The 24,732-nt window shown below is 49.3% G+C and carries 23 protein-coding genes; 8 read left to right on the top strand and 15 right to left on the bottom strand.

The genetic code is table 11. The features are described from left to right. Nucleotides 1-58: 58 nt before the first annotated feature. From aspC to J4613_RS09630, 4 genes are all read right to left on the bottom strand, one after another. Entirely contained in the window at nucleotides 59-1,249 is a 1,191-nt protein-coding gene (gene aspC / locus J4613_RS09645; protein ID WP_000462653.1) for an aspartate transaminase, read from the bottom strand. Between the two features lie 184 nt (nucleotides 1,250-1,433). Next, nucleotides 1,434-2,525: a porin OmpF gene (gene ompF, locus J4613_RS09640; protein WP_000977709.1), complete on the bottom strand. Its 1,092-nt coding sequence runs from the start codon at nucleotides 2,523-2,525 to the stop codon at nucleotides 1,434-1,436. 606 nt (nucleotides 2,526-3,131) lie between these two features. Continuing rightward, a complete protein-coding gene (gene asnS, locus J4613_RS09635; protein WP_000117870.1) occupies nucleotides 3,132-4,532 on the bottom strand; it encodes an asparagine--tRNA ligase in 1,401 nt (466 codons plus the stop codon). Between the two features lie 200 nt (nucleotides 4,533-4,732). Next, nucleotides 4,733-5,194 carry an Lrp/AsnC family transcriptional regulator gene (locus J4613_RS09630; protein ID WP_079951479.1) on the bottom strand — a complete coding sequence of 154 codons (462 nt, stop codon included), beginning with the start codon at nucleotides 5,192-5,194 and terminating at the stop codon, nucleotides 4,733-4,735. Nucleotides 5,195-5,510: 316 nt separating this feature from the next. Between J4613_RS09630 and dpaL the strand changes: the two genes are divergently transcribed. Both dpaL and J4613_RS09620 read left to right on the top strand, forming a co-directional pair. Beyond that, nucleotides 5,511-6,725, top strand: a complete 1,215-nt coding sequence (dpaL, locus tag J4613_RS09625) for a diaminopropionate ammonia-lyase (protein WP_000544852.1) — start codon at nucleotides 5,511-5,513, stop codon at nucleotides 6,723-6,725. Between the two features lie 245 nt (nucleotides 6,726-6,970). Beyond that, complete coding sequence (locus J4613_RS09620) at nucleotides 6,971-8,404, top strand: sodium:alanine symporter family protein (protein WP_111742392.1); 1,434 nt, start codon at nucleotides 6,971-6,973, stop codon at nucleotides 8,402-8,404. An 80-nt stretch (nucleotides 8,405-8,484) separates the two neighbouring features. On the opposite strand, the gene pncB is transcribed toward J4613_RS09620, so the two are convergent. The 10 genes from pncB to J4613_RS09570 form a co-directional block, all read right to left on the bottom strand. Next, nucleotides 8,485-9,687: a nicotinate phosphoribosyltransferase gene (gene pncB, locus J4613_RS09615; RefSeq protein WP_208293653.1), complete on the bottom strand. Its 1,203-nt coding sequence runs from the start codon at nucleotides 9,685-9,687 to the stop codon at nucleotides 8,485-8,487. Nucleotides 9,688-9,881: 194 nt separating this feature from the next. After that, nucleotides 9,882-11,174 carry a site-specific integrase gene (locus tag J4613_RS09610; RefSeq protein ID WP_001262307.1) on the bottom strand — a complete coding sequence of 431 codons (1,293 nt, stop codon included), beginning with the start codon at nucleotides 11,172-11,174 and terminating at the stop codon, nucleotides 9,882-9,884. Nucleotides 11,175-11,218: 44 nt separating this feature from the next. Beyond that, the gene (locus tag J4613_RS09605; protein WP_000065276.1) at nucleotides 11,219-11,467 is read right to left on the bottom strand and encodes an excisionase family protein; all 249 of its coding nucleotides are present in this window, start codon (nucleotides 11,465-11,467) and stop codon (nucleotides 11,219-11,221) included. Between the two features lie 40 nt (nucleotides 11,468-11,507). Then, nucleotides 11,508-11,747, bottom strand: a complete 240-nt coding sequence (locus J4613_RS09600; RefSeq protein WP_001237031.1) for a DUF4060 family protein — start codon at nucleotides 11,745-11,747, stop codon at nucleotides 11,508-11,510. 42 nt (nucleotides 11,748-11,789) lie between these two features. Then, nucleotides 11,790-12,947: a RecT family recombinase gene (locus J4613_RS09595; RefSeq protein WP_001539618.1), complete on the bottom strand. Its 1,158-nt coding sequence runs from the start codon at nucleotides 12,945-12,947 to the stop codon at nucleotides 11,790-11,792. Beyond that, nucleotides 12,910-16,077 (bottom strand): RecE family exodeoxyribonuclease, encoded by a 3,168-nt coding sequence (locus J4613_RS09590; protein ID WP_111742391.1) that lies wholly within the window; start codon nucleotides 16,075-16,077, stop codon nucleotides 12,910-12,912. Before J4613_RS09590 ends, J4613_RS09595 begins: the two co-directional genes overlap by 38 nt. A 137-nt stretch (nucleotides 16,078-16,214) precedes the next feature. Further along, nucleotides 16,215-16,550 (bottom strand): hypothetical protein, encoded by a 336-nt coding sequence (locus tag J4613_RS09585; protein ID WP_000799632.1) that lies wholly within the window; start codon nucleotides 16,548-16,550, stop codon nucleotides 16,215-16,217. 74 nt (nucleotides 16,551-16,624) lie between these two features. Further along, nucleotides 16,625-16,909 (bottom strand): YdaE family protein, encoded by a 285-nt coding sequence (locus J4613_RS09580; protein ID WP_000613374.1) that lies wholly within the window; start codon nucleotides 16,907-16,909, stop codon nucleotides 16,625-16,627. 381 nt (nucleotides 16,910-17,290) lie between these two features. Further along, nucleotides 17,291-17,446, bottom strand: coding sequence for a DUF1391 family protein (locus tag J4613_RS09575; protein WP_071992601.1), 156 nt, complete (start codon nucleotides 17,444-17,446; stop codon nucleotides 17,291-17,293). A 309-nt stretch (nucleotides 17,447-17,755) separates the two neighbouring features. Next, nucleotides 17,756-18,181, bottom strand: a complete 426-nt coding sequence (locus tag J4613_RS09570) for a helix-turn-helix domain-containing protein (RefSeq protein ID WP_001224472.1) — start codon at nucleotides 18,179-18,181, stop codon at nucleotides 17,756-17,758. A 96-nt stretch (nucleotides 18,182-18,277) separates the two neighbouring features. Here J4613_RS09570 and J4613_RS09565 point away from each other — a divergent pair, with 96 nt between their 5' ends. Genes J4613_RS09565 through J4613_RS09545 form a run of 5 tightly spaced genes read left to right on the top strand, consistent with a single transcriptional unit; the run spans nucleotide 18,278 to nucleotide 20,929 of the window. Next, nucleotides 18,278-18,532, top strand: a complete 255-nt coding sequence (locus tag J4613_RS09565) for a helix-turn-helix transcriptional regulator (protein ID WP_001033909.1) — start codon at nucleotides 18,278-18,280, stop codon at nucleotides 18,530-18,532. Continuing rightward, complete coding sequence (locus tag J4613_RS09560) at nucleotides 18,519-19,013, top strand: hypothetical protein (protein ID WP_001524723.1); 495 nt, start codon at nucleotides 18,519-18,521, stop codon at nucleotides 19,011-19,013. The genes J4613_RS09565 and J4613_RS09560 overlap by 14 nt, the downstream gene beginning before the upstream one ends. 46 nt (nucleotides 19,014-19,059) lie before the next feature. Further along, a complete protein-coding gene (locus J4613_RS09555; protein ID WP_001524722.1) occupies nucleotides 19,060-20,067 on the top strand; it encodes a DUF1376 domain-containing protein in 1,008 nt (335 codons plus the stop codon). Further along, nucleotides 19,979-20,521 (top strand): replication protein P, encoded by a 543-nt coding sequence (locus tag J4613_RS09550; RefSeq protein WP_157872077.1) that lies wholly within the window; start codon nucleotides 19,979-19,981, stop codon nucleotides 20,519-20,521. The genes J4613_RS09555 and J4613_RS09550 overlap by 89 nt, the downstream gene beginning before the upstream one ends. A gap of 12 nt (nucleotides 20,522-20,533) precedes the next feature. Next, complete coding sequence (locus J4613_RS09545; RefSeq protein ID WP_000089415.1) at nucleotides 20,534-20,929, top strand: DUF977 family protein; 396 nt, start codon at nucleotides 20,534-20,536, stop codon at nucleotides 20,927-20,929. A 286-nt stretch (nucleotides 20,930-21,215) separates the two neighbouring features. Here the strand turns inward: J4613_RS09545 and J4613_RS09540 are convergent, their stop codons facing one another. After that, complete coding sequence (locus J4613_RS09540; RefSeq protein ID WP_023139984.1) at nucleotides 21,216-22,346, bottom strand: GGDEF domain-containing protein; 1,131 nt, start codon at nucleotides 22,344-22,346, stop codon at nucleotides 21,216-21,218. A 396-nt stretch (nucleotides 22,347-22,742) separates the two neighbouring features. Here J4613_RS09540 and J4613_RS09535 point away from each other — a divergent pair, with 396 nt between their 5' ends. Further along, on the top strand, nucleotides 22,743-24,722 hold the full coding sequence (locus tag J4613_RS09535) for an alkyl sulfatase dimerization domain-containing protein (protein WP_001237395.1): 1,980 nt from the start codon (nucleotides 22,743-22,745) through the stop codon (nucleotides 24,720-24,722). The last annotated feature ends 10 nt before the right edge of the window (nucleotides 24,723-24,732 follow it).

Below are 24,732 nucleotides of genomic sequence, written 5' to 3'. Positions count from 1 at the left end.
GAATGAAAAAGCCTGCAATGTGCAGGCTTTTTTATCGGTCACGCCAGTCGGCAGCTTTTTACAGTACCGCGACAATGGCTTCGCACAGCGGCGCCATATTATCCGGGGTCATGCCCGCCACGTTCACGCGACCAGAAGCCACGGCATAAACGCCAAACTCTTCACGCAGACGCAGCACCTGATCTTTGGTCAGACCGCTGAATGAGAACATCCCGTTCTGCTTGATAATAAAGCTGAAGTCACGGTTCGCGCCTTTTTCCTGCAAGGTATTCACGAACAGTTGACGCATACGCTGAATACGCTGGCGCATGTCCGTCAGTTCCTGTTCCCAGATAGCGCGCAGGGCGTCATTACTCAGGATAGTCGCGACGATGGACGCGCCGTGCGCTGGTGGGTTGGAGTAGTTAGCGCGAATGGCGGATTTCATCTGGCTAAAAGCGCGATCCACGGTTTCCGCATCGGCAGCCACGAGGGTGCAGGCGCCGACGCGCTCATTATATAAGCCGAAGTTTTTGGAGTAGGAGCTGGCGACAATGAGCTCTTTATGCAGCGCGGCAAAGGCGCGCAGACCTTCCGCATCTTCTTCCAGGCCGCGGGCAAAGCCCTGGTAAGCGAAATCGAATAGCGGCAGCCACCCTTTTTCAACGGAAAGCTCAGCCAGAACCTGCCACTGTTCCAGAGTAGGGTCAATGCCGGTTGGGTTATGACAGCAACCGTGGAACAGAACCACATCGCCGGCCTGTGCTTCGCTCAGGCTGGCTTGTAGCGCTTCAAAATCCAGCGTGTGATTTTCCGCATCGTAGTAAGCGTACTCCCGAACTTCCAGGCCGGCAGCGTTAAACACGCTTTTGTGGTTCGGCCAGCTGGGGTTGCTCACCCACACCCGTTTTACCGGAGTATTTTTTGCTAAAAAGTCGGCGGCAATGCGTAACGCGCCGGTACCGCCCGGCGTTTGCGCCGTGCGTGCGCGCTTATCGTTAATCAGCGCGCTGCCTTTGCCGAACAGCAGTTCCTGAGTGCAGCGAGCAAATTCCGGAATCCCGTCAATGCCGAGATAGTTTTTCGTCGTTTCATTTTCCAGTAAATACTGCTCGGCTTTTTTAACGCTGGTGAGCACCGGTGTTTTGCCGGTTTCATCTTTATATACGCCAATGCCAAGGTTAATTTTCCCTGGACGGTCATCGGCGCGAAACAGATCGGCCAGGCCCAAAATCGGGTCGGCAGGAGCGGCGGTTATGTTCTCAAACATGACGAGGTTCCATTATAGTTACAGAAGGGAAATCCGCTATCAGGTTAACGGCAGATTTACAAAATGCCAACCGTTAGCGCTAAAAAGCCCGCCTGTTTTTGAAAGACGCACATTTTCTCTAAGAGAGATAAAAAAACAGGACCGAAGTCCTGTTTTTGAGGCATAAAACAAAGGGGTCTGCTGATCAGAACTGGTAAGTAATACCGACAGCCGCCTGATCGTCGGTGCCAACGTAGCTGGAGCTGTAGTCGTTTTCGTCCAGCAGGTTGAAACGGTAGTCAACCCATACGTTCATGTTTTTGTTGAAGTAGTAAGTCGCGCCCGCCTGAATATATTTCGCCAGATCGGCCGAGCCGTCGGCGCCGTTCAACTGCTTACCTTTACTCTGCACATACGAGATTGCCGGACGCAGGCCGAAGTCAAACTGGTACTGAGCGACCACTTCCAGGTTCTGCGTTTTGTTTGCCATTTCCACGGTATCGGTAACCGTATTTTCAACAATGCTCATATTGCGGGTTTCAGCATATACGGCAGCCAGGTAGACGTTGTTTGCATCATATTTCGCGCCAACGGCCCACGATTCTGCGCGATCGCCATTACCATCGCGATCCTGCTGATCGTTAGTACGCTTGCTGTTGCTGTACGCTGCGGTGACGCCAAAGCCGTCGAACTCATATGCCATGGTGTAACCTACGCCATCGCCATTCTGAGAGTTAATGCTGTGGTTGTCCTGATTTTTACCCTGATACTGGATACCGAAAGAGAGACCGTCCACCAGACCAAAGAAGTCAGAGTTACGGTAGGTCAACAAACCGCCAGCACGGCTGGTCATGTAGTTATCAGTATAGGCGCCGCCCCAAGTTTCGCCGGAGAAGTAGGGGGCCATATCGGTATAGGATTCAACATCGTAAACGATACCGTAGTTACGACCATAATCGATTGAACCCACTTCCGCGTATTTCAAACCCGCGAAAGCCAGACGGACCAGATTCGAGTTCTGCTGTTCGCCTTCAGCGCGGTCTGCTTTAGTACGGTATTCCCACTGACCGAAACCGGTCAGATCGGTGTTAATCTGCGTTTCCCCTTTAAAACCAATCTGGGCATAAGTCTGGTCGGCATTTTTGCTATCGCCGGTCGTTGTCCATACGTGACGACCCACGGCTTTACCGTACAGATCCAGCTTATTACCATCTTTATTATAAATTTCTGCTGCGTTTGCGGTTGCAGCAGCCAGCAGGGCAGGGATCACCGCTGCCAGGATTTTGCGCTTCATCATTATTTATTACCCTCATTGGTTTTTTTATATGACACCTGCCACTGCCGTCAATAAATTTCGTCAATAAAACTTTACAGAAATATTGATGAGAGTTTGGTGTCTTTATGTGTCTGACAGGCATCTTTCCATTCAAACTAACGTTTCGCTACCGTGAAAGTGCTACAAATATAAAGATTTAGTTTCAAAAGGAAAAAATATGTAAACAAATGTTATTTTTGCGGAACTTTGTGAACAACGTCAAACTTCCCTTGAGTTCTCGCTTTGATTTGATCGTTTTTATTTTATCACTATGATTTTATTGTAATTATTGGCTTGTGGCACCGTTGTGCCTGAAAAAGCAGCAGACGAGCTATTTCATAAAAATAGCCATTTAGAAGTCTTGATGTCCGTAATTGTGGTGAAAAATTGTGCTATTAGAGCAGAAAAATCTAATCCGCAATAAAATTAAGGATTAATTTTTATGTGTAAATATTTTCGTGAAATATACAGTAACAAGATGTTGTAATTCAGAGGGTTGTAATTAAATTTATTTACTTATTGAGAATAAAACTGACATTCAGGCGAAAAAAAAGGCCAGCATAGCTGGCCTTGAGTGTGACGTAAAAATCAGAAGCTGGCGTTGCGTGGGGTCCGTGGGAACGGAATAACATCGCGCACGTTTTGCACACCCGTGACGTAAGCGATAAGGCGTTCAAAGCCCAGGCCAAAGCCGGAATGCGGTACAGTACCGTAGCGACGCAAGTCGCGATACCACCAGTAATCCTCTTTATTCAGCCCCATTTCGGCCATACGGGCATCCAGCACATCCAGACGCTCTTCACGCTGGGAACCACCGATGATTTCGCCGATTCCCGGCGCCAGCACATCCATGGCCGCCACGGTTTTGCCATCTTCGTTAAGGCGCATGTAAAACGCTTTAATTTCTTTCGGATAGTTTTTCACCACTACCGGCGCTTTGAAATGCTCTTCCGCCAGATAACGTTCGTGTTCGGAAGAGAGGTCGACGCCCCAGAACACCGGGTTTTCAAATGTCTTACCACAGCGTTCCAGAATGGCGACCGCATCGGTGTAATCCACCTGAGCGAAGTCGGTAGAGACAAAACGCTCCAGACGAGCGATAGCGTCTTTATCCACGCGTTCGGCAAAGAACTTCATGTCATCCGCACGCTCTTCCAGAACCGCGTTGAAGACATATTTCAGCATGGCTTCCGCCAGACGGGCGTTGTCTTCCAGATCGGCGAATGCCACTTCCGGCTCCAGCATCCAGAACTCCGCCAGGTGGCGGCTGGTGTTGGAATTTTCCGCGCGGAAGGTCGGCCCAAAAGTATAGATTTTGGACAGCGCGCAGGCATAGGTTTCACCGTTGAGCTGGCCGGAGACGGTCAGGAATGATTCTTTGCCAAAAAAGTCTTTGTCAAAATCTACTCTGCCCTGGTCGTTACGCGGCAGGTTTTCCAGATCCAACGTTGAGACGCGGAACATTTCGCCAGCGCCTTCGGTATCGGAAGCGGTAATCAGCGGGGTGGAGACCCAAAAGAAACCCTGCTCATCGAAGAAGCGATGCAGCGCCTGCGCCAGAGTATGGCGGACGCGCGCTACCGCGCCAATCAGGTTGGTGCGCGGGCGCAGATGCGCGACTTCACGCAGATACTCAATGCTATGGCGTTTTGCCGCCATCGGGTAGGTATCCGGATCTTCCACCCAGCCTGCGACTTCTACTTTCGTGGCCTGGATTTCGAAACTTTGCCCCTGTCCCGGCGACGCGACAACCTTACCTGTTACTACCACGGAGCAGCCTGTCGTCAGGTGTAATACTTCTTCATTATAATTGGGCAGAGAATTATTGATGACAGCCTGTACAGGATCAAAGCAGGAGCCGTCATAAACGGCGAGGAAGGAGATGCCAGCTTTTGAATCTCGGCGGGTACGCACCCATCCGCGCACGGTGACTTCTTGGTCAACGGCTACGCGGCCCTGGAGTACGTCGGCTACAGGCACAACGCTCATAATATTCTCTCTAGTTAATAGTCGGAAAAAATAAACACTTGTCCACCCGAAATGGGGGTATTCCTATGTTACCTGGCATCTGCAATCAGACAAGCAGAAATCGCATCTGGAAGCAGGTTTTCAGAAAGAAACCTGTAAAAAGTTCGCACCTGCTCGCGAACCATTGAGAATTTAGGCTGGTTTTGCAAGCTTTGCGCACGTTACTCGATCAGGACGCGCATCTCTTGCTTGGCGTTTTGCATCACGACAATCGTTTTAAAAGACTTTATATTGCCTGAGGAAAAGAAAAGCTCACGGGTAAGCGCTTCATATTCCGCCATGTCACGAACATTGAGCACCAGTAAAAAGTCGAAATCGCCCGTTACGTAGTAGACCTGCTGCACCTGCGGGCAACTGACAAACCGTTGACGAGCCTCTTCCAGTAAATTGAATCGCTCGTTTTCGATCACCACCTGCACCACAATCATGACCGGGCGTCCCACTTTGCCAGCATCAATAAGGCTGACATTGCCTTTAATTATGCCCGCCTCCTCCAGTGCCGCGATACGACGATTCACTGCCGAAGGTGAAAGATTGACCTGTTCGGCGATTTCCCGCTGAGAAAGACGATTATCGCGCTGCAATAATGTCAGAATGTTTTTATCCCAGGCGTCAAGCTTCATATCGCAAATAACCTCTTTAATGTGATGACTATCACTGTGCGCAATTTTGCCGCGTCCAGGCCGTTAAAAAAAGGTGAAAATTGCACGACGATGGGCATTTTCGCGCCATTTAACAGCAATAAGCATAGTACTATCATAATCAGTGGAATAAAGAAAAGGACGTAATAGATATTGTGCGACTCTTTTATCAGTACGTTTATTAAAGTGAGGATAACCACTACTACAGCCACAAAACGCGAGTTCTTTGCTTGTTTCTACTCAATAATTGACAAAAATATATTATTTCAATAAATAAACTTTAACAAAAGGTATCATTATGCATGAGCTTATTAAATATCAGTTTAATACACGTCGGAAAAAATATGGTACAGGAGCGGCCTTAAGTTTGCTTAACGGAAATGTTGGGCATGAGGTGTTAGCATTTCATAAAAAATTACCCAATTATGCCGTCACGCCGTTACATAATCTGGCGCATCTAAGCCGGCGGCTTGGACTAGGGTCCATCCATATTAAAGATGAGTCCTGGCGTTTTGGCCTGAATGCTTTTAAAGGTCTGGGCGGCTCTTATGCTGTAGGAAAATATCTCGCTGATAAATTGCAATGTGATATTAACTCGTTAAGTTTTGCTGCCCTTAATACTCCTGAGATTAAAGAAAAAATTAAAGATTGTGTTTTTGTTACCGCGACGGATGGCAATCATGGCCGTGGTGTGGCGTGGGCGGCGGAGCAATTAGGTCTAAAAGCCGTCGTTTATATGCCTAAGGGATCATCGTTAATCCGGGCAGAGAATATTCGTCATCATGGAGCTGAATGCACCATCACCGATCTGAACTACGATGATGCAGTGCGACTGGCCCATAGAATGGCGCAAACAAAAGGCTGGGTGCTTTTGCAGGATACAGCCTGGACAGGGTATGAAGAGATCCCAACGTGGATTATGCAAGGCTATATGACACTAGCGGTTGAAGCTTATGAGCAGCTCGCAGAAACAAACAGTCCGTTGCCAACCCATCTTATTTTACAAGCGGGGGTGGGATCGTTTGCTGGCAGTGTTATGGGTTATTTTGTTGAAAAAATGCAGGAAAATATCCCTAATATTATTGTGGTTGAGCCGCATCAGGCCAACTGTCTTTATCAATCCGCAGTTATGGATGATGGTCAACCTCACTGCGTCACTGGCGATATGGCGACGATAATGGCCGGGCTTGCGTGTGGGGAGCCGAATATTATCAGTTGGCCTATTATTCGGGACAACACCAGTTGTTTTATTTCCGCTGATGACTGTCTGGCGGCTAAGGGTATGCGTATTTCTGCCGCGCCGCGTCCAGGTACGGATACGCCTTTTATTTCCGGCGAGTCCGGAGCTATTGGCGTAGGATTACTTTATGAGTTGATGAACAATATGCATTATCAGGATCTTGCTAATCGCTTACAGCTTGATGCCAGTGCTCATGTTCTGCTTATTAGTACCGAAGGCGATACGTCCCCAGATATTTATGAAGATATAGTCTGGAACGGACGCAGTGCTTAAACATTACGACTAAAAAATTAGATAATAAAGGTAGCATGTAAAAAATGCGTTTTTTATACGCATAATAAACCTAATGCAGGAAGCAATACTTTATAACAATATACCATTAAAACGGCATTTAGTGAGTAAGGGATGCTCCTACCCGCTGACTTTCCAGTTTAGTGTTGTTGGCAAAATTCAGGATTACGCTGAACTGGAAAGATTATTTCTGAGACTGAACGAATTAATTTAAATCCGAGGTCATTATGTTAGAGCAACTTTCACAACTCTTTGAATTTCTATGGGGTGGCCCATTATTTTTGTGTGTCATCGGCATTGGTTTTTATTTTACAGTACGCCTCAAATTTTTCCAGATTATCAATTTAAAAGAAATTTACCGTAATACAATTGGTACACTTGCCGGAAAAAATAAACAAAACACTACTGGCGAGGCAGCGTCTAAAAAATCCTTAAAATCAATAGAGGTGGCTGCCACTGTGCTATCCGGCTCATTAGGCGCGGGAACGATCGCAGGTGTTGCTGCGGCTATTGCGGTTGGCGGGCCTGGGGCAATTTTCTGGATGTGGATCATTGCGGTCGTGGGTATGATGACCAAAATGGTTGAAGTGACGCTGGCGGTGAAATACCGAAGTAAAGGTGAGAATGGCGAATATTATGGCGGCCCAATGCATTATATTAAGAAAGGGCTCAATAAAAAATGGCATCCCCTGGCAGGATTATATGCGTTTGCATTAATGATTCTGGTTATTACGGATGCCTGTTTTGTGCAAACTAATACGATGGCGGCGGTCATTCACTATACGTTTGACATCCCAACAAGCGTCATCGGAGGATTTGTTGTCATCGTAGGCGCGTTGGTTATTTTAAAAGGACTCTCCAGTCTTGGTAAATTCTGTACGATTGCACTTCCACCGATCACCATTGCCTATTTCATTGGTGCCGCTGGTGTAGTGGTATTGAATATCGAGGCTATCCCACAGGTTATAAAAAGTATTTTCTATTATGCCTTTGCCCCTGCGCCAGCAGCCGGTGGCTTTGTCGGGTCAACCATCATGATGGCCATCAGTAAAGGAGCCAGTCGCGGAATATTCACTAACGAAGCCGGCATGGGTACCTCGGCCACAGTACATGCTACTGCCAACGTGGATTACGCTTTCCGTCAGGGAATGTGGGGGGCAGTGGAAGTTTTTTTTGTCTCAATGATTACCTGTAACTTTACTGCATTTGCTGTACTTGCTTCTGGTATGTGGACAGACGCCAGTTATCAAGGTATTCAGATTATCTTTGCCGCCTTAAAAGAAACATGGCATCCGATTATTGTTCAGGTTCTCTGTCTCGGTGTGGCGTTGATTCTGTTTACTTCTTATCTTGGCTCATATATTAAATTTCGCACTTCGATAAACTATATTTTTGGCGATAAGCTAGAACGCATCATTAAATGGCTATATTTTTTGCCGCCACTGATTGCCGTTAATATGGAAATCCCGGTAATCTGGTTAATGGCTGATATTGCTGTCGGTTTTCTGGTTATCCCCAACGTAATTGCTCTGTTCTTGCTGCGTAAAGAATTTATTAGCGAATTCAATTTATTCAGAACGCGTACACAGCGGGACACTAATTCTGAAAAAACAACGCAAATTACGCACGTAAATATGTCGAAGAGTGAAGGGGAAGAATAGTCACCATCGCGGCCAGAACAGGTAAGATGGTCAGAAGAGTAACAAAGCGCCCACTTTCCGGGCGCTTCGCACAGGCATGGTTAACTTGCTTTACGCACCTGCGGGAGATCGAACGCTTTACGCAGCGCGCGCACAAACGCTTTATCATGACAGATCGTTTTACCGGGGCTGTCGGAAAGTTTAGCCACCGGCTTTCCGTTACATTCCACGAGTTTAATCACGATATTGAGCGGTTTTACCTGAGGGATATCGCAGGTCAGGCGGGTACCGATGCCGAAGCTTAACTGCACGCGAGAGGCGAAATGGCGATAGAGCTCGACCGCCTTTTGCAGATCAAGGTTATCTGAAAAGACCAGCGTTTTTGTCAGCGGATCAATCCCCAGCTTTTCATAATGGGCAATCGCCTTTTCGCCCCATGCGACAGGGTCTCCTGAGTCGTGGCGTAACCCCTGATAACGGCTGGCGAATTCAATGCCGAAATCGCGTAAAAACGCATCCATTGTAATGCAATCTGTCAATGCGATACCAAGCTGGTCCGGATATTCGTTAAGCCAGGCGGCCAACGCGGCACGCTGGCTGGTCGCCAGGTCCGGACTGATTTGTTGATGCGCCTGGAACCATTCGTGCGCCTGAGTGCCCATCGGCGTCAGCGCCAGGCGACGCGCGAGATCATAGTTGCTGGTGCCGACGAACCATGACTCCTGCTGGAGACGTTTAACTATCGCCTGCTGCACTTCACGAGAGAAACGGCGGCGGGTGCCGAAGTCCATCAGGTTGAAGCGGGACATATCGAGATTGGCGGTTAACGCAGTGAAATCAACCAGCTTACTTTCCAGCGCGTCGAGCGCCTGATCAACACCCGCGTTTGGCGAGCGGTAGTGATGAACCAGCTCACTGATCACGGCCAGCAGCGGCACTTCCCACATAATGACTTCACGCCACGGGCCGGTTAAGCGAATATTCAGCTTGCCGTTATCGTTGGTGACACAGACTTGAGCTGGGTTATAGCGAAACTCGCGTAACCAGTTCAGATAATCCGGTTTAAAAAAGGGCAGGCCGGAGAGCCACTGGAACTCGTCCTCCTGGAGGCGCAGGTGCTGCATCGCGTCCACCTGCTCGCGAATAGCATCGGCATAAATACCCAGCAGGTCGTCGCCACGGCAACGAAACTCAGCCGCTACCTGCACATCATAGTAGTGGTGAAAAACGGCTTGCTGCATATGCAACTTATAAGCATCTGTATCCAGCAACGAGTGCAGAACAGGAGAAGCGAATTGTGTCATAGGTGCGCTGTTGCGTCCTCTCACGGGAGCGTTTAGTACAATAAACAACTAAGAAAACCGCTGGAGTATACCTTGTTTAGCGATTTATTGAACCCCGATCACACCATAAGCTGTCTTTAGGGTCGAGCGCATTTCGTGCCCCATGTTATAAAAATGTAGCGATGCGACTGCTAACCCCTTGAATTTAAGGATTTCTACTGCGCTGCTACCATGCTTTGGGGCAGTGATGGGGCATAGCGGGAAAGTGCCTGGTTGAGCAGAGAAACCTGTTCTGCGCTCTTCTCTGACATCCACTTTCCATACACCTTGTAAACCATCTGTGCATCGGTATGCCCCATCTGCGTTGCTATAAAGTTTGGGTTAGCACCAGCTGATAATGACCAGCATGCATAGGTATGTCGTGACTGATACGCGTTACGGTAACGAATGCCGGCACGCTTGATTATCGGGGCCCAAATTTTATTAATGGAATTAACCGCGTAGTGATATCCTGTGCGAGGTCCACGTTTGACGCATTGAGGGCTGAATACGAACGTGCAGGGCTGAATGACAGATTGTCCATATTCCCGCAACTTCACTTCAACCTCAAACTGCCGGCCAAGGCGTGTCAACTGGGCCTGATTCCTCAGGGCATCAATAGCTGGTTGAATGAGATATATCACCCTGTCAGTACCTGCGTCGGTTTTTGGCAGGGTGAACTCATCCGTCTGGGTAAGGTTGCGCTTCACAATGATCGTCCCGGCATGCAGATCGATATCTTCCCAGGCCAGACCGCACAACTCCCCATGCCTCATTCCGGTATAGACTGCCAGTGACCAGAGATTTCTCATCTGCTGGTGTCCGCATGCCTGGATAAACCTGATGAACTCGTCTGTCGTGAGTGGATCTGGTTCCCCTTTCGCTTTCTTGAGACGGTTAATTCCGCTAAACGGGTTTTCCTTTGCATAGCCGTTATCTGTTCCAAACTGGAAGATCTCGGCCATCAGCATCATGTAATTATTCACTGTGGACGATTTCCGGCCTTTAACCTGAGTCCGGTGATCCTTCTTCATTACCTGAAAGCCCGTCAGCAACTCCTTCCTGACATACAGCAAATCCTCAGTAGTCACCGCAGAAACCATTTTGTTTTCGCCGATGAGTGGAAGCATGTTTTTTATGATAGATTCGTACCTACTCATGGTATTAGAGCTGATCTCCATTCTCTTCAGCTCGGACCATCTTTCGGTAAGCTCCAGCACAGTAATTTCCTTTCTATCCTGACCGAACCGGGCAAGGTTCGGTGAGTTTGGGAATTTTTCCACATAGTTAAAATTCCCCATCCTTATCGCAAAACAAACCGAAGAACGCAGTTCGCCAGCTATCTTGCGATTTTTTGCAGTGTCAGGGATACCAAGGTTTTCCCTGACACGTTTACCTTTATACAGAAACCAGATGCGGAGCGAACCGCCGTGGTTTTCGACGCCTGTCGGGTATGATGCATTAGCCATTAATCCCTCCTGACGTCCAGGAGCATTGACGAGTGTACTGCTTTTCATGTTGTCTTCGCACCTGGTTGATTTTTTTTCTGCGCCTCGATCCACTGATCAACGGCTTCTCTGTTGTATATGCATTCGCTCGAAGGCTTCGGATTTCCGTCTGGTGAAATGTGCAGGTACTCGCGGCCCAGCATCCAGGATTCTTTTCTGGCGCGGGTAATGGTTCCGGGCTTAAGCCCGGTAACCGCAATCAGAACTTTTTCGCTAACCCACTTGTTTGGCGTCAGTTGGATAATGTTGCTCATCGTTTTCTCCAGTGGCCCCGCAGCGGGCCATCGCTAATATTCAGTTTGCCTGTGCTGGCAGATTTCTAAGTTTCCGGACGCCGATCATTGCGGTGGCTACGTAGCTGGTGGCCCGGTTAACTACTTCAACAGGCACCTTTACGCCATCCACTACAACGGTGTAATTGGTAACGTGCTTTTGTCTGCCGTAATCGCCGAACTTTTCATGATGCGCCGCCAGTGCAACATCACATGCGCGACGGCCCAATGGCGATTGCTTACTGCGATTTATAAGGCGCATAAAACCTCCTCAGGCGGGAGGGCGTAACCCCTCCCGATGCAATTAGCCGATGTATTCCGGTTTCATATCGTCCAGGGTGACGCGGTACTTATCGTGCAGTTCGTCGCCAAGATGACGTTTAGCAGCGCCAAGCGTGCTTTCAGCTTTAGCAAACATCTCTGCGGCTTCCGGTTCGCCAGGGTTTGGAATTGAGTTGATCACTGCCTCGACTTTGTTCTGTGCATCGACCTGGTAATAGCGCTTCACTGCTTTGTTTTTTAATTCGGTGAACAGCGCAGTACCCAGCAACGCTTTCTGTGATTCGATATCCGCACGGATTGCTTTTGCCTGATCAACGGAACTTGCTGTATCAATGCGTTCGCGAAGATCGTCGGCAACAGCATCAACGTTAGCTGCCGACTCCTGCGCGCTGGTCCTGGTGCTAACCTCGCTGGTGATTTCCTGTACGCTCATGCGCTGGACTGGAGCAGGGTTAATCTCGCGTTCTTCTCGTTGCTCAACCTCATCAGGGCTGTACACGCCGAGGATCACTTCCGGGCAGTACAGGCGAGCCCAATATTTAACGCCCAGATAGGCAATTTGCTGTTTAGGGTTTGAAACCCATAGCGGAGAATTGCGGGTAACAACGCCGGAGAGGTAAAGAGGTTCTCCCCAGGTGATTTCAGATTCACCTCGCAGAATGGCACCAACCTGAACGAACAGGCCGATCTCGTCCTCATCCGTCCAGCCACGAACGCGCTCAGTGACGGTGTACTTCCCATTTTTACCGTTTTTATCGCGTGTGATTTCCTGTGTCCTGGTGCAGCGCTCCCAGTCACCCCCATAGCGGTAATGAAAACGGCCATGAATGGCACTGGAGCTTGCGATTACTGCGTTGACCAGTTGTGCCTCGTAACCAAGAACACCGTTAACCAGGTGTGTTTTCTGAGCCACAGCGTAAGGGTTCATGCCCCATTGCATAGCCTGCATGACGATAGCCATACAGTCGGCTGGTTTCCCTGCAAGGTGTGCCGGTACCGTCACCTGTGAGTCTGCCATCAGGTTAGCGAAAGCTGTTAACTGACCCAGTGCCTGAACGTTAAAAATTGCGTTACTGGCAGAAATGGTGTTTGGTGCCTGCTGCTCAGTGGTAACAATATTTGTGTTTTCCATGATTTTCCCCTTATGCCTGTACGCGCAACGCTTCAAGGCGGCGCACATCAAAATCGTTCAGTTCGTCGGTGTAGTCTTCTGTGATAGGCGCTGGCCATTCACCAGTGTCGAAGCCGTTTGCTATCGCTCGCATTGTTTTGCGGTATTCCAGCATGCCAAGTTCCAGCAACTCGGTAGACGCCTCAATGATGGCGACCCAGTGGTAGTTCTCGTCTTTGTTGACGAAAATCCAGAAAAACTGGTCCAGCGCCGCAGTTTCGCAGTACATGGCCGCGCTCAGGTGATAGTCCCGATCGATGATTTCCCGGTGCAACTTCGCACGCAGGCCTTCCTGCTTGATGTTCCACATGCTGATAGTTTTCAGGTCGGCGCCAATGCGCAGGCCGCCCATATCGAGCTCAAGGTCAGGGCGTACCCGAACTTCCAACCCGGTTTCCTCATCAATCCCAAAATAGCTAACCTCGACAGCGCGGCTTGGGTGAGTCAGCAATTTGCCGGCGGTCGGGTGCTCCAGCAGGGCTTTCTGAATGTTCAGCGCGGTGCTGAGCTGTTGGCGGGTGACCAGCACTTTCCCTTCGGTGTTCTCCCGCCACGCATCCAGCAATTCGTCGGCGAATACCGCTGCCGGGTTGACTGATTTCACGGCCTGAATCAGATCGGCCTTCGTGCCAGATACTTTCAACGGCGACGATTTTTGCGCTTCCTGAGCGACCAGGTCAGGGTTGATTATTGCCAGTTGCTCCAGCAGCGCGTCACGGCTGCCGCTGGTTTTAACCGGCGCGGGCAGGGTGGCGTTGTACTCTTTGATGCAGGCTTTCATCGCCGTGGCTGTATGTTTGGTGCCGTTTTCAATGCGCTGGAATTCTTCGGGAAGCTGCTCATACGATGCATAGGTTTCATCTACCGAAGCTCCAAGCGGCATCTGCGACGGCAGGGTGGCGTTGTACTTTTCCAGCAGCGCTTTGATATCGTCAGCACTCAGCAGCGCTGGCAGGCTGGCGTTGTGCGCGTCGATGAACTCGCGCAGGGTGGCGGTGGTGGTGAAAGCACCCTCAGGGATCTCCGGCTCTACGCTGAACTCCGCTTCGAGGTTTTCCGGCTGTAGAGCCAGAGCATGTACCAGGTTGCCCATATCAAGCACTGGAGAGCGCTCTTTGACGATAGTCTTCTCTACGTGACGCGCGTTAAAGTACATCAGCGACACGCGAGCATCTTTCACCTGAGTTGAGCTGATCCCGTTGGCGGCGTGGTAAACCTCGTTTGGTACACCTTCATAGCGGCCCGGCTCGAAGTATTCCGGCCAGGCTGCTTCTGGCTCTTCTTGTTGCGATTCCGGTACGTTTTGTTGCGCCTCAGGTTCAGATTGGCTCACAGAATCGTTGTTCTGGTGCGTTTCAGCCTCTACGGTAACTGCTTCTTTACCAGTACCCAGATCGCCTTCGCCTGCCTGCACCGCATCACCAGCCTGTTTTTCATCACTGTCAGCTTCTTGAACCTGCACATTGCTGGTGATCTCCGGATTCGTTTCTGTGCCATGAGTTGATGAGTTCTGCATTAAAGCGGACACGTCGAAAATACCGTTGCCAACATTTTTAACCAGTTCAGGTTCGGTGGTCGGCTGGCTTGTCCCGGTCTTCACCCATTTTGGGTCGTTCGGGTCGCTGATGCCCTCGACGTATTCACCGCGTGCGGCTGCCAGTTGTTTACCAACATCAACCGGGCTTTTGGGTGGAATGTTTTTACGTGCTTCGTACAGTTCTGCCCGTATTTTCTGGTAGCCTGCTTCTGTCTGGCTTACAGGTGGCTCATTCTCCAGCGGCTGCGGGTCCGGATGATGTTCAGTTGTGTCCTGTTCCACTGCTTCAGGCGTTGCTGGTTCATCTGCCAGTTCGCCTGCCGGTTGTGGTTTTTCTTCATCACACTGAAATCTCCCTGCCTCAATATCCCGCAGACATTTACCCGCCTGACGAAGCCTTGCCGCATTTTCTTCATGGGTTGTTGGGGTGTTATCAGGCGCATATTCGTACCAGTCCGGATCGCGAACACCATGAACGGCAAGAAAGCTTTCGCACCACGTCCGGCGAAGATCAGGATTACCGTTATGTACGGCCTTTGGCGCTTTGCGTACCAGGTCAATAATGGTCTGTCGGTCGTAGCCTTTGATGTCGGGGATAATGCCCACTGTCATCGACATTCGCTTCCAGTCTTCCCGGTCTTCGGCGATGATACGTTTTGCAAAATCCATTGCAGGACGCAGGTTATTCAGATCCAGCTCCTCACAGAAACCACAGGCGAGCTCATAGTTAATCGTTCTGTGTGTCGGTTTTTCGCTACGGCGTGGACGCTCTGGCTTATTTACGTCGTCGACAATTACTTTATGTGGCCCGGTTTTTTTAACGGGTGCAGGTTTATTCTTCAGGCGTTCAGCCCATTCCTTAACCAGCAGGCCGCGGTTAATGTGTTCAGCACTGAACCATTCCTTAAAAAACTTAATAGTGGTGCATAACTCAGGCACTTTTCCATCGACAGGAAATACCTGTTTATACGCATTCACTGCTTTGTGAATATCGTGCTCGATAGCTTTTTTGAACGGCTCTACATTTTCTGCGGCGAGTATCAGGTTCTGGACAGTGGTATTCTGAGTATCCATCTCCAGACACGCGATTTCTTTTTTCTGGCCTGTATCGACGTGATAAAGATATTCTCCATCGCCAATATACTGTGCCAGAACGCGATGGCGGAACGGCAGTGTCGCAACCACGGTCAGTTGAGGGTTTGCTGGCGGGTTATGAGATTCCTGTATGCCGTTTTCTCCGGCAGGAGTGCCAGCACCGTCGGCGCGTTCTGTTTCATCTGATTTAACAGCAGAAGCTGCGCCGGGGATAAGTGTCAGGGTTTTGCCGTCTTCGCCACCGGGTTCGCGGTTTTCACAAAATTTAGTGTCAAAGACACCCTCGGGAGGAATGTCATTTTCTACCGGAAAATGTACGCGTACAGGTCTGGCAAAATCAGCTTCATCAAATCCGGCAGCATCCATAGCCAGTTCGCCACGGGAGAGGGCGAGTGACTGCTTTTTAGCTGTACACCAGAAAAAACCGGCTTTAAAGCCGAGGCGTTTCCTGGCACTTTCATTTTTAACCTTGTAATAAAATGAATATTCTTCCTGCTTAATGCTCATTGTTTTTTAACCTCAGTTAAGATTAAAATCGTTTTGCCAGTGAAAATCCTCTCCGGGTGCTCACTGGTCATGTCTCTGGTGGGTCTGGTCGCTCACCTCAGCATCGCCGGGATGTAAAGCCGGGGAAGCGCCTGCATTTAATGCAGGCTTTTTTCCTTTGAGGCCTCAGACATCGCCCGTGCAAAATCACTGGCAACAGACAAGCTCTTCAATGCACCAATAACCTCCCGGGGGACGTCTTTCACTTTGAGCAACATGGCTGCTGCGGCTATAGTGGAGTCCCATGCCCCTGTTTTTTCATCTGCATATGCAGTTATTGATTTATTTATTGAATAGCCATCTTCGTTTCTGCTTAACTCGTATGAATAGCCAATAACTACCGGCATATTGTTTTGCTCGCATATTTTAAATATACGGCTGGTGAGTTCTTTTAGTTCCTGTAATACTGCTACATCAGGCGTTGTATTTTTCATTTTTATTTCCTTTTTCAGGTTGAGTGAATCCCTGCCATTGCTGGCATAGTTTTATTGTTTCAGTAAATGATTAATTAAAGTTCATGTGCCATCTGGTCATGGCTGGCACAGCGTTTACTGCAATATTTTTGTTTTTTACGTGAAATAAGCGTTCCGTGCATATATATCAGTTCATATTCGTATGCGGTCTCTTCCGGTATTGCTTTCTGACAATATGCGCAGTTAATTAATGTCGGGTCTCCTTTCTGGGTGAGTAGAGTATAAATTTTACGAATCAAGCCCGGCTTTCTGTTTATTGCAGTCTGCTGTTTAGCCGGACTGCGCATCCAGTCGGAACGAGGTGTAATGACAGGTATCATCGTTTTATCCTCTTTGCCTGTTTATAAGCGAATTTTGTTGGTGCGGTGCCTGGTGCCTCCAGGTGACGATAACCAGTTAACCATTACCGCCGACTACTATTTCCACCCACAACATGAAGGACCGTTATGTCTTTTTAACTGTGCCGCGTGCGCTTAGCCGCATTCACCACACCACAAAATTCGCTTCAAAAAGGGCGGAAACCAGAAAGGAATGAACTGGTACCGCCAAAGGCTACACACAGCAATGTCACGGGTTCCACTCGCAACCGGAAGCGCACTGTCGCAGTGGATTAAACGACAGTCCTGACAAGGGAAGGTTCTGCGTAGTGCGCTTTCGTGTTGCGCCGGATGCTTTTCTGAATCCGGTTTCCTGTCTGGCTCTTACTCGCAATGATTTCTTGTTAACCAGCGTCGTGCGCCAGCTTCAGTTTTGAAAGTTTTGCTTCTGGTAAACGTCATGGCGGTAAACGTACCGTCATTGTTGGGAAATACGCCATAAACCACAGATTCATTGTTGCCTAAGTCGATTGCTTTCATTTTCCCCTCATCCGCTTAACGCCCGGCGGCGGAACGTTTTATCTACTGCGCTTGTTACTTAACAACAACTGCCGTCATGTTCGTATGCCTCAGGCTGGCTACTTAGCCCGACTCAGCAGCGGGATAACTCTTGGTATTGTCCGGCTGTTATCTGGTCTGGCGTTGTCTTGATGAATTCATTAAACACGGAATGACGTGTAATTGTCAACACATAATGTGTTTTTGGTTGAGGGAGGGCGTTCTGCTGGGCTTGAGGCAATAAAAAACCCGCCAGTGGCAGGTTTTAAACTATTCAGGTCAAGTCTTAAGTTAGTTTTCTGGTGGTTGAGTTGAGTTTTTAAGGCGATTTCTTAGATACGTTTCAACATAGTCATCAATCTCTTTTAAACGAACCTCAAAGAGATCAATCATTCGTTGTTGCTCTGAGCTTGGTAACTGATTGAATAACTCAAGTAATTTTTTATGTTGATCACTTAGCCATGCCTGCGAGGAGTCCTTTTCACCAAACAGAAGTTCGGGTGGGGAAATACCTAGTGCTTCACCAAGTACAACTGCATCATACACCCCAACATTTCTACTTCCTGCTTCATAGTTTCCTATGCGTGACTGAGTCCATCCACAAATCTCAGCCAGTTTACCTTGAGACAGGCCGAGCTTTTGTCTGCGCCCCTTGAGGCGCATTGCGATCTCATCATTAAGCCGGCTGGCGGCAATTTTTTCATTTTCTTTTCTCATGGCTCCCTTTTATCACGATGCGTGATTTACGCAAAACACAAAACAACTTGACCATGCAACACATATTGTGTTTAGAATTGTTGGCGGAGGTTTTAAATGAACAAAATTTCAACATACAGAAAGCAACTGGGGCTATCTCAACGGCAGTTTGCGACTCACCTGGGATGGATACAGAGCCGTCTGGCGAACTACGAAGCAAATTTTCGCACACCCGGACTGGAGGAGTGCCGAAAAATTGTTGCCACACTTAACCATCTGGGATCTCGCTGTGTTCTTGATGATGTTTTCCCGCCTCATGTGAACGATAGCAGAACCATATTAGCGAAGGTGAACAACCATGATCACCCCTGAAACAGCCAGTCAGGCGTTATCGTCATGGCTGGCATATCTACAGATAACCCAGGAAACCGCCACGCAACTGATCACCCGCGCATTCCTGGAGCAGCCGGCGCGACCGGAAATAGCGGTTCACCGTATCGAGCGTGACGACGGAACGGTGGATTACGACGCATGGCGCCGTAACCGGATAAACATTTTTCAGCGCTGGCGGAAACGGGAAACGGCGGAGCACTGCGAGAAATTCTCTGCGCTGATCCCCGCTATTCTGGAGGCGATCCGCAAAAGTGCGCCGGAACTGCATAAACGAATAACGGCAGGGCAGAGCATTGAGTACCTGCTTTTACAGCTTTTAAAAAAACCGCAGTGGCAAGCGCGGTACTTCTTGGCGCGCCGCTGGCGGATTTTGAGCGGGAGTGTGACGAGGCCATATATGCGTTACAGGCGTTACGTAGCGGTTATCGCCAGCAGTACCAGAGACATGACCAGTGAGTAATTTTTTATGTTTTCAGATCGCCCGGAAAAGAGCGTAGAGAGGCTTTATGGCCACACTTCCATACATGCAGCTTTACATCGCTGATTATCTGGCGGACACCATGCACCTTTCTGCCGAGGAGCATGGAGCCTATTTGTTGTTGATGTTCAATTACTGGCAGACCGGAAGAGCTATCCCGAAAAGCAGGCTGGCAAAAATTGCTCGGATTAGCAGTGAACGCTGGGGGGCTGTGGAAGAGTCCCTGAGAGAATTTTTCATTGATAACGGCACTGAATGGATTCATGAGCGTATCGAGAATGATCTCGCTGCGGTCAGGGATGTTCTGGCGAAAAAGTCGGCAGCAGGGAAAGCATCTGTTCAGTCCAGAAGGAACAGGAAGAAAACGCAGGCCGCCAGTGGAAGTAACACATGTTCAACAGGTGTTGGTTCGGTGTTTAAACAGGAAGCCAACAAAAAGGGAACTAATAAAGATATAGATCTAAAAGAATTAAACCCCACACATAACGCGCGTGCGCGCGCGAGTGCTCCGGTTAGTCAGCCTGGAATTATGCAACAGCCTGTCGTGACTGAACCGGAATACCGGGAAGGCCTGAACGAGCCGATCGGGAAATTCTCAATGATGGATGACTGGCATCCCTCGCTGGATTTCCGACAACGGGCCGCCCAGTGGGGCGTTGCGTTACCAGAGCCGGAGTATTTACCTACGGAGCTTGTCGCGTTCAGGGATTACTGGACGTCGGAGGGAAAGGTGTTCACACAAATCCAGTGGGAACAAAAATTCGCCCGTCACGTAAACCACGTCAGGGCAAAGGCGAAACCAGCCAGCAGGGGAGAAAGCCATGCAGAAATCCAGCCAGACAGCACCGCATCGCGGGCAGTACAGCAAATCAGGGCAGCCCGCGTGCAGTGGGAACGCGAAAACGGGATCGCCAGCGACGGAGACGGCCTGGCGACTCTGGGAAGTCATGGGGGAAATTTATTCGAACCGATGGACGCAGAAGAATGGCGCGGCGCCTTCGAAGCTGTGGGTGGCCCAGATTGGGGCGATGACTGAGCGCCAAATCCGGCTGATTTGTCAGCAGTGTATGGAGCGATGCCGGGCGGCTGAGACATGGCCGCCGGACCTGGCTGAGTTTATTTCGCTGGTTTCTGAAAGCGGAGCTAATGCGTTTGGTCTCACAGCCGATGCGGTGCTGGCGGAATATCGTCACTGGCGTAACGAGTCCTGGCGCTACTCCGGCAGTGATAAATATCCGTGGCCTCAGCCGGTTCTGTATCACATCTGCACCGAGATGCGCAGAACGGGCGTTGAGCACCAGATGACGGAAGGCGAACTGAAACGACTTGCAGAACGGTTACTGGCGAAGTGGACAAAACACGTCGGTAATGGTTTCAGCATACCGCCGGTACGCCGTCAACTGGCAGCGCCGCGTCATCCTGCAGGGCCAACCCCGGCACAACTGATGATGGAAGAATTCAGACGGCGTAAGGCGGCGGGAAGGCTTTAACAGGGGGGATTTATGAGCAGAAATTACACACCGGCGCAGAAAGCTGAAATACAGAAGCGCCTGACGGAACTGGTACGAACACACGGTCGGATGACGTTTGGAGAGCTGCGGAAGATAACAGGGTTAACCATTTTTACAGCCCGCCACTACCTGGAAAAGGCGGAAAGTTGTGGGGATCTGTATCAGGCCGGGAGAAGCGGTATTTTTCCTTCGGAACAGGCTTTCCTGCTTTGGAAGCAGAAACGTGAAGATGCCAGGATTACCCGCTTTCTGAAAACGCCGGAAGGTGTCGTGAGTTCCTACGACCGGACCAGAAACGTTATCTGTACGGAGTGCCGGAACAGCGTGACGATGCAAAGGGTACTGGCATTTTATCGGGGACATCACCGGGAGGCGAAATCTGCATGAAAATCGAATAATATAACTTTGCAGAGGTAGCGAATATCGTAATCACCCGTTCGGCATTTGAATTCCGTGAGCACAGTCGTGTTGTGAATGTCGCCTTGTTCACAACACCAGGAATATTCCACTGTCAACTGGTTGTCTGCGGCTGGACATAATTTTATCTGATATTCAGGCTGTACCAGCGCAAAGGTTCCGTGAGTCCGACTGTCTTTTTTGCTTCCAAATATTCAGTTTTAATTATCTGAGTATGGCAAGGTGATCATCTGTATCAAACACCGGGCAACTGGTTTTACTTTACCCAACGATTACGTCCCTGTTGTTTAGCCCGATAAAGGGCCTCGTCCGCTCTGGCAATAATGCCGGTAACAGTGTCACCGGCTGTGGAAAGGGTGATGCCCATACTGACGGTGACCGTTTCGCTAACCGCAGATGCTGCATGCGGCATTGCGGTTTCACGCAGGTTTGTCTGAATACGTTCAGCAACCAGTGCAGCTTCATTCAGCGACGACGAAGGCAGCACAACGACAAACTCCTCGCCCCCGTAACGTGCCACCAGGTCTGCCGGAGTACGAACCGACCTCTTCATTACCCCGGCCACCTTTGCCAGACAGGCATCGCCAGCCTGGTGACCATAATGGTCGTTATAGTTTTTGAAATAGTCCACATCGAGCATGATCAGTGCAAACGGCTCCGTCTGGCGGAGAGCATCCCCAAGAAAAATTTCCATTGAACGTCGATTAGCGGTCCCGGTCAGTGCATCCTGGTGAGCCATAACGTCGAGACGCGCGATAAGCATCCGGTTTTCCTGGTAACGCAACCAGGCTTCATCAAACCAGCGCTGCAGGATAAAGCGACCATAAATGAGTATGGCGGTAAGAGTAAGCCAGACTAATAAAAACCGGATATTCACATACTGGTTAAGCTGCACACTGGCCAGCAGGGCGGTCAGCCATAACGGGACGATGAAAAGTAGCAACGCTGGCAGATGATAATAAAGCGCAGCCAGCGCGGTAAGCATAAGGATGACACTGAGAGGCCAGGCAAAAGGCAGTTGCCACCAGACAATAAAACAGTAGCTACAATAGCTCCACATCAGACTGAGAATCAGCAGCATCACCAGACAAAGAGGAGTAAATCTGGCCGGAAGGCGGTAAATGAAAAGGAGTATCAGGAACGAAAAAATAATAATACTGCCCATAATATCGTCTATTAAAGGCAGTATTCCAGTCTGTGCACTGATCGACTTGTCAAAGTCACTGATGAGTATGTGGCGAAATAAAATTATAAGCGCAAAACTGATATTCACAAATGTGAACCACGGAATACTTACACGTAGCGCTTGCGTGACCATATCTTTATGATCCTGCCATATCCTTCCAGCACTGGAAGTACGGCGCCTGTCGTCCGAATCCTGCCCCATCCTTAACCGCCTCATATAATGAATAATTACTATCCAGTGTAGTGCGCAGATACCTCACAGTGAAAAATGGAAAAGCTATCAGGCCAGGCAGCATTTTTGGCTGATGAGATGATTTTTGTTCCACAGTGACGAACTTATAGTCAAAGCTTCTGTAGTAGGGGGAATAATTATAGTTGTCTCCCGGAAACGGGAAGCGAGCTTACCCCACTTACTAAAAGAGGATGGAACTGGCTGACGTAAAACACGATTTATTTGTATCCATAAATAGCGAAATGTAACGTTTTGGTTATATTTAAAAGAGAGAAAATGGTCAGTAATAACTTTAATTGTTTGAATTAACAGATAATTAATCTACCAGACTGAGTGATACAGAATATTTTTACATGAGGGGTACAAATGAGACTTAAGTTGATCGTTAAAAGTTTTGCGCTGGCGGGGCTACTCTCTTCCACTGCGCTGACACCTTTATTTGCACAGGAAGCCCCAAAAGGTGCCACTGCTTCAACCAAGCAAGCTAACGATGCGCTTTATAACCAACTTCCTTTCTCTGATAACACCGATTTCACGAATGCCCATAAAGGCTTTATCGCTGGTTTACCTGAAGAGGTGATTAAGGGAGAGCAAGGGAATGTCATCTGGAATCCACAGCAGTACGCTTTCATAAAAGAAGGGGAAAAATCTCCTGACACTGTTAACCCTAGTCTGTGGCGTCAGTCCCAGCTAATCAATATCAGTGGCTTGTTTGAAGTCACAGACGGCGTCTACCAGATTCGTAACCTTGATTTATCCAACATGACGATTATCGAAGGTAAAGAGGGGATTACGGTTGTCGATCCGCTGGTTTCTGCGGAAACAGCCAAAGCCGGTATGGATTTGTATTTCAAAAACCGTGGCAATAAGCCTGTTGTCGCCATCATTTATACTCATAGCCATGTTGACCACTATGGCGGTGTGCGTGGCGTTGTCGATGAAGCGGACGTGAAATCCGGCAAGGTGAAAGTGTATGCGCCTGCTGGCTTTATGGAGGCAGCAGTAGCCGAGAATATTATGGCCGGCAACGTGATGAGCCGCCGTGCCAGCTATATGTATGGCAACCTCCTGAAACCAGATGCCTCCGGCCAGGTTGGCGCCGGACTGGGGACGACCACCTCTGCGGGGACGGTGACACTGATTGCGCCCACTAATATCATCGATAAAGACGGCCAGAAAGAAGTGATTGATGGCCTGACTTACGACTTTATGCTGGCCCCTGGTTCGGAAGCCCCTTCGGAAATGCTGTGGTTCATCGAAGAGAAGAAACTCATCGAAGCCGCAGAGGACGTCACTCACACCCTGCATAACACTTACTCGCTACGTGGCGCAAAAATTCGTGAGCCGTTGCCGTGGTCGAAATATATCAACGAAGCTATAGTGCGTTGGGGTGACAAAGCTGAAATTATTATGGCCCAGCACCACTGGCCGACCTGGGGTAACGAGAATGTTGTTGGTCTGCTGAAAAGCCAGCGAGACCTGTATCGTTATATCAATGACCAGACTCTGCGCATGGCCAATGAAGGTCTGACTCGCGACGAAATAGCGGCCAACTTCAAACTACCGGATAGCCTGGCAAAAACCTGGGCCAACCGCGGCTATTACGGCTCCATCAGCCATGACGTAAAAGCAACGTATGTGCTGTATCTCGGTTGGTTCGATGGCAATCCGGCAACCCTTGATGAGCTGCCACCCGAAGAAGCGGCCAAGAAATTTGTTGAATACATGGGCGGTGCCGATGCGATTCTTCAGAAAGCTAAAGCAGACTTTGACCAGGGGAACTACCGTTGGGTTGCTCAGGTGGTGAGTAAGGTCGTGTTTGCCGATCCAAATAACCAGAATGCACGTAACCTTGAAGCCGATGCGCTGGAGCAATTGGGGTATCAGGCTGAATCTGGTCCATGGCGTAACTTCTACCTGACCGGTGCGCAGGAGCTGCGTAACGGTGTGGTTAAAGGTCCGACGCCAAATACAGCAAGTCCGGATACCGTTCGGGCGATGACCCCTGAAATGTTCTTCGACTTCCTGGCTGTACATATCAACGGTGAAAAAGCGGGTAATGCCCGGGCGGTATTTAATATTGACCTTGGCAGCGACGGCGGAAAGTACAAGCTTGAGCTGGAAAATGGCGTGCTGAACCACACGGCTAATGCTGAAGCGAAAGATGCTGATGCCACGATTACTCTGAACCGTGACACGCTGAATAAAATTATCCTGAAGGAAGAAACTCTGAAGCAGGCTCAAGATAAAGGAGAAGTCAACGTTACCGGTAATGCTGCGAAACTGGATGAGATGCTGGGCTATATGGACAAGTTTGAGTTCTGGTTCAATATAGTTACACCATAAATAGATTCCC

It is taken from the genome of Salmonella sp. 32020114201800008SM (assembly GCF_017572025.1).
In the GTDB taxonomy this organism is placed as follows: Bacteria; Pseudomonadota; Gammaproteobacteria; order Enterobacterales; family Enterobacteriaceae; genus Salmonella; species Salmonella enterica.
This window is presented reverse-complemented; position numbering and strand designations above follow the sequence as displayed.

What these genes read in the sequence shown, in the direction of transcription:
- aspC (WP_000462653.1), bottom strand. Translation starts at nt 1,249, where the DNA reads ATGTTTGAGAACATAACCGCCGCTCCTGCCGACCCGATTTTGGGCCTG.
- ompF (WP_000977709.1), bottom strand. Translation starts at nt 2,525, where the DNA reads ATGATGAAGCGCAAAATCCTGGCAGCGGTGATCCCTGCCCTGCTGGCT.
- asnS (WP_000117870.1), bottom strand. Translation starts at nt 4,532, where the DNA reads ATGAGCGTTGTGCCTGTAGCCGACGTACTCCAGGGCCGCGTAGCCGTT.
- J4613_RS09630 (WP_079951479.1), bottom strand. Translation starts at nt 5,194, where the DNA reads ATGAAGCTTGACGCCTGGGATAAAAACATTCTGACATTATTGCAGCGC.
- dpaL (WP_000544852.1), top strand. Translation starts at nt 5,511, where the DNA reads ATGCATGAGCTTATTAAATATCAGTTTAATACACGTCGGAAAAAATAT.
- J4613_RS09620 (WP_111742392.1), top strand. Translation starts at nt 6,971, where the DNA reads ATGTTAGAGCAACTTTCACAACTCTTTGAATTTCTATGGGGTGGCCCA.
- pncB (WP_208293653.1), bottom strand. Translation starts at nt 9,687, where the DNA reads ATGACACAATTCGCTTCTCCTGTTCTGCACTCGTTGCTGGATACAGAT.
- J4613_RS09610 (WP_001262307.1), bottom strand. Translation starts at nt 11,174, where the DNA reads ATGGCTAATGCATCATACCCGACAGGCGTCGAAAACCACGGCGGTTCG.
- J4613_RS09605 (WP_000065276.1), bottom strand. Translation starts at nt 11,467, where the DNA reads ATGAGCAACATTATCCAACTGACGCCAAACAAGTGGGTTAGCGAAAAA.
- J4613_RS09600 (WP_001237031.1), bottom strand. Translation starts at nt 11,747, where the DNA reads ATGCGCCTTATAAATCGCAGTAAGCAATCGCCATTGGGCCGTCGCGCA.
- J4613_RS09595 (WP_001539618.1), bottom strand. Translation starts at nt 12,947, where the DNA reads ATGTGCGCCGCCTTGAAGCGTTGCGCGTACAGGCATAAGGGGAAAATC.
- J4613_RS09590 (WP_111742391.1), bottom strand. Translation starts at nt 16,077, where the DNA reads ATGAGCATTAAGCAGGAAGAATATTCATTTTATTACAAGGTTAAAAAT.
- J4613_RS09585 (WP_000799632.1), bottom strand. Translation starts at nt 16,550, where the DNA reads ATGAAAAATACAACGCCTGATGTAGCAGTATTACAGGAACTAAAAGAA.
- J4613_RS09580 (WP_000613374.1), bottom strand. Translation starts at nt 16,909, where the DNA reads ATGATACCTGTCATTACACCTCGTTCCGACTGGATGCGCAGTCCGGCT.
- J4613_RS09575 (WP_071992601.1), bottom strand. Translation starts at nt 17,446, where the DNA reads ATGAAAGCAATCGACTTAGGCAACAATGAATCTGTGGTTTATGGCGTA.
- J4613_RS09570 (WP_001224472.1), bottom strand. Translation starts at nt 18,181, where the DNA reads ATGAGAAAAGAAAATGAAAAAATTGCCGCCAGCCGGCTTAATGATGAG.
- J4613_RS09565 (WP_001033909.1), top strand. Translation starts at nt 18,278, where the DNA reads ATGAACAAAATTTCAACATACAGAAAGCAACTGGGGCTATCTCAACGG.
- J4613_RS09560 (WP_001524723.1), top strand. Translation starts at nt 18,519, where the DNA reads ATGATCACCCCTGAAACAGCCAGTCAGGCGTTATCGTCATGGCTGGCA.
- J4613_RS09555 (WP_001524722.1), top strand. Translation starts at nt 19,060, where the DNA reads ATGGCCACACTTCCATACATGCAGCTTTACATCGCTGATTATCTGGCG.
- J4613_RS09550 (WP_157872077.1), top strand. Translation starts at nt 19,979, where the DNA reads ATGGGGGAAATTTATTCGAACCGATGGACGCAGAAGAATGGCGCGGCG.
- J4613_RS09545 (WP_000089415.1), top strand. Translation starts at nt 20,534, where the DNA reads ATGAGCAGAAATTACACACCGGCGCAGAAAGCTGAAATACAGAAGCGC.
- J4613_RS09540 (WP_023139984.1), bottom strand. Translation starts at nt 22,346, where the DNA reads ATGGGGCAGGATTCGGACGACAGGCGCCGTACTTCCAGTGCTGGAAGG.
- J4613_RS09535 (WP_001237395.1), top strand. Translation starts at nt 22,743, where the DNA reads ATGAGACTTAAGTTGATCGTTAAAAGTTTTGCGCTGGCGGGGCTACTC.